General features: G+C 45.8%; 8 protein-coding genes. 6 read left to right on the forward strand and 2 right to left on the reverse strand.

From position 1 onward, the window contains the following. Positions 1-446 precede the first annotated feature (446 nt). The 6 genes from HBAL_RS03610 (at position 447) to HBAL_RS03635 (ending at position 9500) form a co-directional block, all read left to right on the forward strand. Positions 447-1733 (forward strand): TolC family protein, encoded by a 1287-nt coding sequence (locus HBAL_RS03610; protein WP_015826562.1) that lies wholly within the window; start codon positions 447-449, stop codon positions 1731-1733. After that, positions 1730-3037 (forward strand): efflux RND transporter periplasmic adaptor subunit, encoded by a 1308-nt coding sequence (locus HBAL_RS03615; protein WP_015826563.1) that lies wholly within the window; start codon positions 1730-1732, stop codon positions 3035-3037. Before HBAL_RS03610 ends, HBAL_RS03615 begins: the two co-directional genes overlap by 4 nt. Positions 3038-3049: 12 nt before the next feature. Beyond that, on the forward strand, positions 3050-6172 hold the full coding sequence (locus HBAL_RS03620; RefSeq protein ID WP_015826564.1) for an efflux RND transporter permease subunit: 3123 nt from the start codon (positions 3050-3052) through the stop codon (positions 6170-6172). A 58-nt stretch (positions 6173-6230) separates the two neighbouring features. Next, on the forward strand, positions 6231-8273 hold the full coding sequence (locus HBAL_RS03625; RefSeq protein ID WP_015826565.1) for a heavy metal translocating P-type ATPase: 2043 nt from the start codon (positions 6231-6233) through the stop codon (positions 8271-8273). A gap of 124 nt (positions 8274-8397) precedes the next feature. Then, positions 8398-9042, forward strand: a complete 645-nt coding sequence (locus HBAL_RS03630) for a cation transporter (protein ID WP_015826566.1) — start codon at positions 8398-8400, stop codon at positions 9040-9042. Then, positions 9039-9500 (forward strand): methyltransferase family protein, encoded by a 462-nt coding sequence (locus HBAL_RS03635; protein ID WP_015826567.1) that lies wholly within the window; start codon positions 9039-9041, stop codon positions 9498-9500. Before HBAL_RS03630 ends, HBAL_RS03635 begins: the two co-directional genes overlap by 4 nt. 251 nt (positions 9501-9751) lie before the next feature. Here the strand turns inward: HBAL_RS03635 and HBAL_RS03640 are convergent, their stop codons facing one another. Beyond that, the gene (locus HBAL_RS03640) at positions 9752-10897 is read right to left on the reverse strand and encodes a tyrosine-type recombinase/integrase (RefSeq protein WP_015826568.1); all 1146 of its coding nucleotides are present in this window, start codon (positions 10895-10897) and stop codon (positions 9752-9754) included. A gap of 599 nt (positions 10898-11496) precedes the next feature. Beyond that, a complete protein-coding gene (locus HBAL_RS03650) occupies positions 11497-13092 on the reverse strand; it encodes a BCCT family transporter (RefSeq protein WP_015826569.1) in 1596 nt (531 codons plus the stop codon). Between the last annotated feature and the right edge of the window lie 95 nt (positions 13093-13187).

A 13187-nucleotide genomic window follows, 5' to 3' on the forward strand; every position in this document is an offset into this window, starting at 1 on the left:
CAAACGCTTAGTGGATTATTTAGAAAAATCGATTAAATACAAGTTATGTTATTTTCTTTAGCTCAATATGCACTTAGGTTTTTAACAGCAACACTTATTGCTGTTGCATTCGTGTATGCACCATTGGCTGAAGCAGGGCATTCTGAAAATGCATTTGAGATAACTTGCGAGGCAGATCACAACAACGTAAGTGATGGAGAAAATGAACAACATGACCATCATATTCATAACTGCGGACCATGTTTGCAGCACTTACTGCGCATTGATTGCGGGCACTTAGGTATTTTTAACAACAGCCAAAGAATTAGACTTCAGTTCGTGAATGAAGGTTTGATACCTTCTTCTTCTGGAAGTCCTTATCGTCCACCACGGAGCTGATCCTTAACTAATTATCGCATCCTTATAAGTGATGCGTTGCCTATGGATCAACTTTAAGGACTTTATCAATGTCATTCTATTTAAGGGGTGTATTCACCGCCCTGGCATTCAGCGCTATCGTCGCTGATGCAAACGCCTCACCTTGTGATGAGGCGCAAACTTCATCATCTACTTTACAATTAAATGAGCCGCTCACGCTTGTTGATGTAATGAAGAAAATTCGCAATGCTTCACCCGCTGCGCGCGCTGCTGCGCTAGAGGTACAGGCTTTAAGGTCAGAAGCTGATCAAGCAGGTCGTCGTTTGAACCCAAATATTTCACTGGAAATGGAAAACTTCTCCGGAAGCGGTGCTTTTTCTGGTCAAGCTCAAAGCGAAACGACTTTAGCATTTGAACAGACCTTGCGGCTAGGTGGTAAACGTAAACTGAACGAACGTGCTGCAAGAGCCAAAGAAGCTTTATCTAGCGCTGAATGTTCTGTAATTCTTCTCGAAGCTCAGCTTACAGGGGCGGTGCTTTTTGCTGAGCTCATTGCTGCTTCCAAACTCAAAAATCTTGCAATCGAAAGTGCAGATCTATCTGATCAATTAGCTGGAACAGTTAAAAGACGTGTCGATGCTGGGGCAGCTGCGCCGCCAGAACTATTGCGCGCACGTGCAGACGCAGCAGCAGCGCGTGCTAGTGTTTCTACTGCTTCCGCAAATGTAAACCAGCTGCGCTACGAGCTCGCCCTTCTATGGGGCAGTGCAAATCCAACATTCAAAATGGATATCAGTAGCAACACACTAATAAATTCATCGATAGATAACTCAATAAAATCGCATCCCGCACTTGATGCAGCAGATGCTGCACTTGTCGCTCGTCAAGCAGAACGAGACCTCGCGAAAAGTGCTGCTATACCTGATCTGACAGTGTCAGCTGGTTTGCGTCGCTTTGAGGAAACAGGGGAGCAGGCAGTCATTGCTGGTATAAGCATACCATTCCCTATATTCGACCGAGGAAGAGATGCAGTACGTGCTGCTTCGTTTCGTCGGGATGCAGCTACTTTAAGCAGAACTGTAACTGAACAAAGACTTCTCTCACAGAAACGTGCAGCGGTTTCTTCCCGTAAGGCAGCCCAAAAGAGACTCGATATATTAACAAGCGAAGCGTTACCTGCGGCTGAAGAAGCTTATACAGCAGCTGTAAAAGGTTATGAGATAGGTCGCTTTGATCTTACTACAACCTTAGATGCTCGGGCCACCCTGATTGAGACTAGGTCCGCTTTGATTGAAGCCGATTTTGCTCTGCAGAGCCAAGACATGCGGCTGCGCGCCCTGATTGGTGCTACCCCTTTTGATGGAGAAATCCAATGAGACCCACACCTTATATTCTAACAGCTGTTTTGGCTACCTTCATGCTGAGCGCGTGCGGAAATGATGGCAGTTCACAGTCCATAGAAAATCTTAAACAGACGTCGAACGCGGGCTCCCATGAGCATGGTGATCATGGAGAAAGTGCGGATGAAGAACATGCCTCTCACGGAGAAAATGATCATTCTGGTCATGGTGACAATGATCATGACGATCACGGAGAAGAAGAGGGAGCAGATCACGTTGAGTTATCAATAACTCAAGCCACAGAAGCCGGTATCGTTGTATCTCGTGCCGCACTTGCACCGATGCGGCATACGACTTCGCTTCCAGCTGAACTCCGCTTTGATGCTGATCGGATTGCAGCTGTAGCTCCCAAAATAAATGGCCGTATTATAAAGCTAACTGCAACGGAAGGTGATGTAGTGAAACGAGGTGCTACTCTCGCGGTACTTTCTAGTCGAGAGCTGGCTGATTTAAAAGCACAATATTTGTCGTCCGAAACTGCGGTCGAACTTGCTAGCACAGCACTTGTTCGAGAAGAATCTCTGTTTGCTGATCGTATCACATCAGAAGCCGATTTACAGGCAGCACGAGCCAATCTCACAGCTGCGATCGCCAATCTCAAAGGTATTGAAAATACACTACACGCTGTAGGTGTATCTCATGATGAATTAGGTGCTTTGTCTAATGCTGTAGATGGAGCTCTTGCAAATATCAGAGTTAGCGCTCCGATTAGCGGTGTCATAGCGAAACGACAAGCGACCTTAGGAGCGTCAGTATCTGCGGATGACCCAAGCGCGCCAGCATTGTTCACAATTGTTGATGATAGCGTTTTATGGGCTGATATTGCCGTATATAAACAAAACACGGCGTCAGTGAAGTCCGGCTCTAAGGTTATCCTGAAATCAGAGGCTGGAACCACTTTAGTGGAAGGTGAAATAGCGACGGTACTTCCTTCTATAGATGAAACCTCTCGGACAGCAACAGCAAGGATGATAGTAGAAAACTCAGATAATCGCATGCGTCCTGGTCAATTTGTTACGGCAGAAATAATTACAGGCAAGGGTGATTTGCGTTTGCTGGTTCCATCGAGTGCGGTTGTTACAGTCGAAGAACGCGCGAGTGTATTTGTACCGACAAATGATGGTTTTGAGCCACGAGCGGTGTCTATTGAAACTGAAACTTCAGGGCAAGTCGTTGTCCTGTCCGGTCTCAATGAAGGCGAACAATACGTATCTGAAGGTGCATTCACTCTAAAAGCACAGCTTGAAAAAGATGCTTTTGGTGACGGCCACGCGCACTAAGAGGACAGACACATGCTAAACCTTATGCACCGCCTTGCTGGCGGAAGACTATTGGCTGCAATTGCAGCACTCACTTTAACCCTTGGCGGCCTGTTCGCCTTTCGTGCGCTACCTGTAGATGCGTTTCCCGACCCGTCACCTTCGTTAGTACAAGTCTTTACAGAAACAGAGGGGCTATCGCCTGAAGAAGTAGAGCGATATGTGACATTCCCTGTCGAGACCGCTATGTCCGGCCTGCCGAATGTCGAAGAAATCCGTTCAGTTTCCAATTTCGGTCTATCGATTGTAAACATTTATTTTAAAGATGGTACAGATGTTTACTTTGCTCGGCAGGTCGTAGGGGAGCGCTTGTCTGAAGCCAGTGATGGCATACCTGAAGGTTTCGGCACTCCTAAGATGGGGCCTATTTCAAGTGGTCTCGGAATTATCATGTATTTTCGCTTGGTTGATCAAACTGGTGAATATAATTTGACAGAATTGCGCGAAATCGCTGATTGGATGATCAAATATCCACTTCAATCGGTTGAAGGAGTCACAGAAGTTCTTGCACTAGGAGGGTTTGAAAAACAATATCAAGTAAGTCTAAACCCTGATTCCTTGATTGCATATAATCTTCAAGTTTCTGATGTAATTAACGCTCTTGAAAGTGCAAACCGTACGACAGGTGCGCAATTTATCGAAGTTGGTGCTGAGCAATACACAGTGCGCGGTGTTGGTCTGGCACGCACTATATCTGACCTTGCAGAGGCACCTGTAAATACTATTGATGGTCGAACAGTTCGCGTTAGCGATTTAGGAACTGTCCAAATCGGTGGTGGTGTGCGTCAAGGTATGGCGACCGCAAATGGTGAAGGAGAGGCTGTTGCTGGGCTAGTTCTGAAACTTTACGGAACCAACACTTCTGATGTTATTGAACGAACAAAGGCTCGTTTCGATCAAATCAACGCAACTCTTCCAGAAGGTGTCCAAGCTGTACCGTACTATGATCAGGGTACATTGGTAAAACGCGCTGCCGCAACAGTGACAACAGCACTTTGGCAAGGTGCGCTACTCGTAGCAATAGTTGTTTTTGTCTTTTTAGGTGGATGGCGACCTAGCCTTGTCGTCGTAATGTCGATCCCATTTTCTGTAGGTTTCGCGTTTATAGCAATGAAAGTTCTAGGTATCAGTGCGAACCTTATGTCTTTGGGAGGTGTCGCAATTGCTATCGGCATGATGGTTGATGGTGCCATTGTGATCGCTGAGAACGTTGATCGAGGATTTCGTGAAAGGCAAAATGCTGAAACAGACCGCGATGTTGTCGCCCGTTCTTCAGCAGAAGTTATTGCCCCTTTAATCGCAGCAGTTACAGTCGTTATTATCGTCTTCTTACCTCTATTTTCATTACAGGGAGTTGAAGGTAAAACTTTCCGTCCACTCGCCGCATCTGCAGCATTAGCAATGTTAGGTTCTTTGTTTTATGCAGCACTTGTAGTACCGGCAATGGCCTATGGACTAATAAAACCGCCCAAACGACAAACTGTCGGAGACGGCCGTATTGCAAATTTTGTAAGGCCCATAGCAGGAATATTCGTTAAAGTGCGAATTGCTGCAGTTGGATTAGCATTGGGACTTTTGCTAATCGGAGGTTTTGCAGGTTCTCAACTTGGATCGGAGTTTACTCCGGCACTTGAAGAAGGCGACATTCTGCTTCGTGTTGCAATGGCACCTTCAATTTCACTTTCTGAGGGACGAGAAACATCTACAAGGGTTGAAAAACGCTTACTTGAGACCTTCCCTGAGATTGAATCAGTTGTAAGTAGGATTGGTAGAGGAGAAGTTGGAGCTCATGCCGACCCAGTCAATAGTATAGAAGCTTTTGTCGCTTTGAAACCTCGCTCGGAATGGAGGACTGGTCTTTCGCCAGACGATTTAAGAGCTGAAATTTCCGAAAACCTTGAGTCATTCCCAGGAATCCGTGTGAACATCGGACAACCAATTGCTATGTCCGTTGATGAGCTGCTTACTGGAACAAAGGCACAATTGGCTGTTAAAATATTTGGCCCCAATTCTGAAGTCTTATTGGGCGCATCACAGGATTTACAGTCCATCCTTCAAGAAATTTCTGGAGCGAGTGATGTTCAGGCTGACCAAATTACAGGTGCGCCTCAACTCGTTGTCTCGGTAGATAGGACAGCATTAGGACGTTATGGCCTGACAGTTGAAGATGCGCTTGATACTTTAAGTGCTGCAGTTGGCGGAGCAGAAGCTGGAGTACTGTTTGAAGGAGTACGTCAGTTTCCAGTTGTCGTTAGACTAGAAGAGGATCGGCGTAATAGTGCGGAGGCCATTGGTAATTTGATTTTGGAAAGTGAAAGTGGAGCGCAAATTCCACTTTCAAATGTTGCTACCATCAAAGACGTCATCGGGCCTCGTCAAATTACGCGTGAAAATGGGGAACGGTTTATCGCGGTGCAGCTTAACGTAAGAGGTCGCGATATCGGTTCATTTGTGAGTGATGCACAAGCTGTTACCGATTCAAAACTACAGTTACCCCCAGGATATCGTGTTGAATGGGGCGGTCAGTTTGAGCTTCAACAACAAGCAAATGCTCGGTTTGCTGTCGTTATACCAATAACATTAGGTATTGTTTTGTTGATCTTGCTTCTAGCATTCGGACGTCTCAAATCTGCGATCCTGATCCTGCTGAACATTCCGCTTGCCTTGACTGGGGGAGCCTTAGCGCTGTGGTTATCTGGCCTACCTGTATCAGTTCCTGCCACAGTTGGTTTCATTGCATTGTTTGGGATTGCTCTTGGAAATGGTATGGTGCTTGTCAGCTTCATGGATGATTTTGCAAGAAAAGGGCGAGAACTAGACGCTCTTGCTATTGAAGCAGCAGGCCTTCGCGCTCGTCCAGTTCTTATGACTGCGCTTACAACAGCTCTTGGCCTAGCTCCACTATTGTTTGCTACTGGTGTGGGGGCGGAAGTTCAACGTCCACTTGCTACGGTTGTGATGGGAGGATTGGTTTCTTCAACAGTGTTGACGCTACTTGTTATGCCAGCATTGCATAAGTGGTTCGCACCTAAGCAGGGTACCCATCACTCACTCGTGGAAACGCCGCATCAGGCGGGAACGTCTCCGGCAGAGTGAACCATTAGCACCTCAGCGAGTTTTTTTGCTGAGGTGCTTTTAATTTCAGGGGCTTAGTATGAATACATCTGAACATAAAAATCACGATAACCATGAAGGCCAGTCCGGTCACGATCATGATGACATCATAAGCAGCTTTCTCGGCTCACGTGCAGAAATGATATTTGCTGGATTGGCGGGTATTTTCCTTCTTACAGGATGGCTGGGTCCGAAAATGAGCATCCTGCCTAATTCTATAGGATTCATTCTAATAATCGGGGCTTACTTCTTTGGCGGGTACTTCGCGCTGCGTGAAGCGCTCGAAAAAATTCTTAAAGGTCAATTTCAAATAGACTTTCTGATGCTGATTGCTGCAACTGGCGCAGCCTTCCTTGACGAATGGGCGGAAGGGGCCTTCCTCTTATTCCTGTTTGCGATTGGTCACGCTCTTGAAAATTACGCGATGACACTGGCACGCAATGCCATTTCGTCACTGGCCGAATTGGCACCTGACGAGGCAATTGTTCGGCGGGGAAACCAAACGGAAACCATGGCGGTTGAAGCGCTTGTATTGGGCGATATTGTGATAGTTCGCTCCAATGAGCGCTTACCGGCTGATGGCTTTGTCATCAAAGGAGAAAGCGCCGTCGATCAGGCACCGATAACTGGTGAGAGTTTGCCAGTCGACAAGCGTCCAGTTGAAAACCCTGATCTGGCAGCTAATAATCTTGAAAGTTTAGCCTCGGAAACCCGCGTTTTTGCAGGATCTATCAACGGGTCAGGTAGTTTAGAAATCCAGGTCACCAAGCTCTCTGGAGACACAACGCTGGCACGTGTTGTCAAGATGGTCAGTGAAGCGGAAACCCGTCAGTCGCCAACCCAAAATTTTACTAAGAAGTTCGAACGCATCTTCGTACCCTTTGTCATTGTTCTGGCTATTGTGACTTCACTCTCCTTTTTATTTCTGAATGAAAGCCCAGCCGATAGTTTTTACCGAGCGATGGCAGTTATTGTCGCAGCCAGTCCCTGCGCTCTGGCGATTGCGACCCCAAGTGCCATCCTGTCAGGAGTTGCGCGGGCCGCACGTGACGGCGTCCTCATCAAGGGCGGTGCACCGCTCGAAGCCCTCGGTCATCTCAATGCCATTGCGTTCGATAAGACCGGAACGTTGACCTTAGGGAAGCCGCGATTAGTTGAGATCGCACCTTACAGTGAAATCAGCGAAGAAACCTTGCTTGAAGTATGTGCCGCAGTTGAAACACTTAGTGACCATCCGCTGGCGTTAGCTGTTGTTCGCGATGCCAAGGCGCGTTTGGGTCGTGTTCCTGAGGGCGCATCAGAATTTACCAGTATTACCGGTCGCGGTGTGGCGGCCTCCTATCAAGGGCAAATCGTCCACATTGGAAAGCTCGCACTCTTTGGGGAAGTGCCAGGCCTTCCTCCGCCAATTGATCTGGTCGCCAAGGTTGATGCGATGTCTGCGAACGGACGCACCACTATGATCGTGCGGCAGGGAGATCGCTATTTAGGTGCCATTGGTCTGATGGATACGCCCCGACCGGCAGCCCAAGCTGTGATTGCTCGCCTGCGCGACATCGGCGTGACCCGCATGCTGATGATCTCAGGAGATAATCAAAACGTCGCCAACGCTGTTGCCAAAGAGGTTGGACTCGATGAAGCGTTTGGAAATTTAATGCCAGACGACAAAGTTTCGAAAATCAAAGCCTTTAAGGCTGAAGGCGGTGTCGTGATGGTTGGTGACGGGGTAAACGACGCCCCAGCCATGGCCAACGCCACTGTTGGAATCGCGATGGGGGCAGCCGGGTCGGATGTAGCCTTAGAGACAGCTGACATCGCTCTGATGGCGGATGATCTTGAAACGCTGCCATTTGCCGTTGGCCTCAGCCGAGCAACAACCCTTATTATTCGTCAAAATCTCTGGGCTAGCTTAGGTGTCGTTGCATTCCTGATCCCGGCGACGCTGTTTGGTCTTGGCATAGGTCCAACAGTTCTTGTCCATGAGGGTTCAACACTCATAGTAGTGTTCAACGCCTTAAGACTACTGGCTTTCAAAAATGACCGATCAGTAATGAAGACACTAAGGAAAAATTTGCCAAAATAAAACCTATTGGAATTCTACGAGTAACCACTAAGTACAATTAATGCAGAGCTATCTTCTTTTTCAAAAGTGCTTGCATCAAAAGTCACTGTAGATCTCGAACTATTTAGCTGTTTGGAAATAAAGAATGTCTGATTGTTGTGATAACAAATGTTTTGATGGCGTCTCTGAAGGTTATAAGCGTGCCTTGATTGCGGTAATTTTCATCAATGCAATTATGTTTGTTGTAGAAATGTATGCTGGTTTAGTATCTGGTTCACAGTCCTTGAAAGCTGATGCTTTGGATTTCGCTGGAGATACAGCCACCTATGCTCTAAGTTTGGCTGTTATCGGTGCCTCTGTCGTTACACGCGCTCGCGCATCTTTATTCAAAGGCGCGACCCTCGCGTTAATCGCTATCAGCGTTTTAATTATGACTGTATTCCGCGTTTTCAGTGGTGCGCCCCCACAAGCAGATACAATGGGGCTTATCGGTTTTGCAGCACTTTTGGCAAACCTAACCAGTGTCGCAATTTTGATTAAATGGCGAGATGGCGATAGCAATGTTCGATCCGTTTGGCTGTGCTCTCGCAATGATGCAATTGGCAATGTAGCGGTGATACTTGCTGCCTTTGCTGTGGCTTATACTAATACAGCATGGCCTGATCTAATAGTAGCCGTGATCTTGGCAAGCTTGTTTCTTAAATCGGCGACTTCGATTTCACTTCAAGCGCTCCAAGAACTCAATACTGATAGGCAGTCAAGAGACCTTTCTAAAAGGAAAGTTCAATGAAATTGAAAATCCCTCCAATTATCCAATTCTTGTTCTTCAGTATTGCCGGGCTCGTGAGTTCGATACTGCTTCCTACCAACCAAGTTTCCTGGCTTATTTTCAGTTATCTGGGGTGGGTACTGATTGGAATTGGTGCCTTAATCTTGGCTGGAGCTGTTCTTGCTTTTATTAACGCAAAAACGTCAGTAAATCCCGTAAAGCCAGATCAAGCCAAGGCGTTAGTCATGTCTGGGCTTTACAGATTTAGTAGGAACCCAATGTATTTAGGCATGGCCCTAATTCTATTTGGTGAAGCTTTAGTGCTAGGAAACTTTTTTGTTCTGCTGGCACCTATTCTGTTTGTAATCTGCATTACCTACATGCAAATCATACCAGAAGAAAAAGTTCTGGAGATGAAATTCGGGCAAGAATATCTCCACTATAAAAAATCTATACCACGATTTATCTTGTTTGTTTAATCAAATCCTAATGTCCGCTTTGAGTGCAAAATCGGACATGGTTTACTTCGTTTCATCAGGCAAGTTAGGGCCACAAATACTCTGATGAACAGGCGATCTTTCACCATTTCCCGTTAGACTAACGACGCGGGCAGGTGCCGTTTGCAGTTGACATCTGAGTCACGCCTAGCTGGAAAGCGTCGGCGTTTTGCTAGGAATCACAATATAAGACACGTATGGAGCATTGGGCGGGCTTAAATGTCAGCAAGGTTTTATTTTAACAGAGCTTCTGACAAATGAATTGAAATCTTATCTGCTACTTCAACTGCTTGAATATCCGCTAAATGTGCATAGCGGGCTGTTGTTTGTGGTTGAGAGTGTCCAAGTAGTTTTCCAATCATCGGTAAGCTCTCTCCATTGGCGACTGCAGTGGAAGCATAAGTGTGTCTTAAATCGTGGATCCGGACATCTTCCAAATTTGCTGCTTTTCGGATACGTCTCCATGGTTTTTGTAAATCTGTAAGATACTGACCCTGCTTGTAGCCTGCGATGACAAAAGGATTGTCTAATTGGCGTGGGGTTGATTTGAGTAAATCAACTGCAGAGGTGCCAAGATATATCGTTTTCTTACCTGTTTTGGAATCTGGAAGTAAGAGTAATTGGCGGTCGAGATCAACGTGAACCCATTTGAGTTTTTGGATCTCTCCTAGTCGACATCCAGTGAGAATGAGCAATTTTATACACGCTACAGCAGAAGGAGCGAGCGCAGTTTCCTCATGCAATGCTCTGCCTAATCGTTGAAGCTCCTCAAGCGATAAAAAACGTTCGCGTTTCTCTTCCCTGAATTTTTTAATGCCGCGGCATGGATTGGTGAATTCATCTCTTAATCCCCAAACTTCAGCTTGAGAGAATAATATGGAGAGGACTCCAAGTGTGCGGTTTGCTTGGTATGGAGTTCCTCTCATATCGTGATGAAGAGCAATGATGTCTTGGCGGCTTACATCTTTGACAATTAATCTGCCAAGCTTGGGAAGAATGAATATTTCTATAGAACGTTTGTATTCGGACGCTGTGCTTGGCTTTAAATGTTGTGGGACATATTCAATCATAAAGCGTTCGCAGAGTTTTTTGACTGTCCCGCTTTGACGTATCTTGGTTTTGTCTTCCGTTGGATCAATTCCGGATGATAAATCATGTAAAATCGACTTGGCTTGTTTGCGGGCGTCCTCAGCGGTGAGGGGACCATGTTGGCCAATCGTTATGCGTCGCATACGTCCTTTATAGCGTGACATCACAAAATAAGATTTGCGACCTGATTTACGGATTCTTACTCCAAAGCTTTTGAGTGCGTCATCATAATAGTCTTTATCTCTGTCTTCAGAGACAAGAAGATCAACAGACCGTTTAGTTAGCTTCATTCCAGCATCTTTCAATTCATCAAGATTTTAGTTTGATCTTTTGGCCGACATTTACAAAAGTTCAAAACCAACCTGGGTTACATATGGGTTACAACACGACAAGAAATCGCGGGAACTCAATACGATCAATATTGATATAAAAGTCAACAATAACAATTGAATGCGGTATATTTAGGGAGATGGGCGGAGAAACTAAAAAAGGCCAATCATCAAACTCATAACCTGAAGGTCGTTGGTTCAAATCCAACCCCCGCACCCAATTTATACCCAAGAACAAATATATACACTCAACCACCCTAACGGGTGGTGTTTGCGTTTGTGGTTTTTTGGGAATGTTGGATACGATGAGAAGCTCTCCCAAACAGCAGCTAAAGCAGCGTAAAATGTGCAATAATGACAAGAGTATTCCGGCTCTCGATGCGCTGCTAACTCTAACAGCATTGCTAAACATAAGTGAAAAGAGAGTTCTTTATTGTGTCTCTCGCTAAAGAACTCGGATGTCGTGTGTGAGAGTATGAAGGCTAGTGGAAATAGTTGTTTCTTGACCTTTGTCTCATACTATTGATGAAAGCAAATAGGGCTGTACGAGAAAGGTTTTATCACTCGCTAGGTGAGATGCTTTTCATGCCTTTATACAGGCTGACACAGCAAATGAGCAGGATGACCCCAAAGGGAAGCCCAGTTGTCACGGCACCTGCTTGTAAGGATGATAGGGCCTGTGCGCCACCACCTACCAGCAGAACAATTGCAACAATACCCTCTAAGCTTGCCCAGAATATTCTTTGAGGAATAGGGGCGTGCAGCTTACCTCCAGCAGTAATTGAATCAATCACAAGCGAGCCTGAATCTGATGAAGTGACAAAGAAAACCAACAATAATAAGATCGAAACAAATGACATGATTTGAGAAAATGGTAGGTTTTCAAACATTTGAAACCATACAAGTGGAAATTCAGAGATGCCTTCTGGTAAGGCACCAATGCCAGCTTTTACTTGTTCCAAAGCCGTTGTTCCAAAAGCAGTAAACCAAATAATCATCACGATAAATGGTACACCGATTACGGCTGCAACAAATTCTCTGACCGAGCGTCCATATGAAACGCGCGCGATAAACATTCCAACAAATGGGGACCAAGAGATCCACCAAGCCCAATAGAATATGGTCCAATCATGGAAGAATGCCGTGTCTTCACGTCCAATCCAGTTGGATAGTGCAGGAATATTTGCAACATAGTGATAGGTGTTGAGGGCTATATTTTTAAAGATTTGCGAGGTTGGACCCGCAATAATAACGAATAATAGAACGAGAATCGCCAAAACGATATTGATGTTGGAGAGTATTTTTACACCTCCATCTAACCCTCGAATCACTGAAAAAATCGCCAAGGATGTGATTACGCAGATCAAAATGACTTGTGTCGCGAGGCCGCTTGGGACGCCAAATAAGAAGGATATTCCACTCGCTGCTTGCTGCGCACCAAGGCCAAGCGAGGTGGCAAGTCCAAATAGTGTGGCTAGGACTGCGAGTAGGTCGATAATGTGACCGGGCCATCCCCAAATTCTCTCGCCAAATATTGGATAGAAAGTCGACCGCACTGTTAATGGCAGTCCTTTGTTAAACGCAAAAAATGCGAGTGCGAGTCCCATAACGGCATATATCGACCAAGGAATAATACCCCAGTGGAAAATTGTAGCAGAGAAAGCAAAACGCTCAGCTGCCTCAGTGGCCGGCTCGACATTGAGCGGTGTACCGGCCCAATCTGTATAATATCCCAGAGGCTCAGCAGCGCCAAAAAATATCATCCCTATTCCTACACCGGCGGCAAAAAGCATTGATAACCAAGATGTTGTCGAAAATTCTGGTTTGGCGTCATCTCCACCTAATCTGATTTTTCCAAGCGGTGATAGCGCGAGATATAGACAGAATAAAAACACGACATTTGTTATGATAACAAAGAACCAGTCAAATGTATGAATGGTCCAGTCTCGTGCGCCTCTTAGCAGGATACCGGCTTGCTCTGGCATGGTAAGCACAGCAGCACAAAATGCAATGAGCAGGCCAGCAGCTAGAAAAAATACAGGGTTGTGAATATCAAAACCCAAGACATCTATATTGTCTTGGCCAACTTCATAATCAGTTGTGTAGGTGTCATCGTCTTCACCATTGCCTGTGGCTTCGTTTGGTACTTCCGACATATAATCTCCGGCGATGGGATGGGCGTAGCAATGGCTCAACTATCTGCAAGCAATTGTTTCGATATTCGAAATAGATATTTTGATCTTCGAAACAT

The sequence above is a fragment of the Hirschia baltica ATCC 49814 genome (assembly GCF_000023785.1).
In the GTDB taxonomy this organism is placed as follows: domain Bacteria; phylum Pseudomonadota; class Alphaproteobacteria; order Caulobacterales; family Hyphomonadaceae; genus Hirschia; species Hirschia baltica.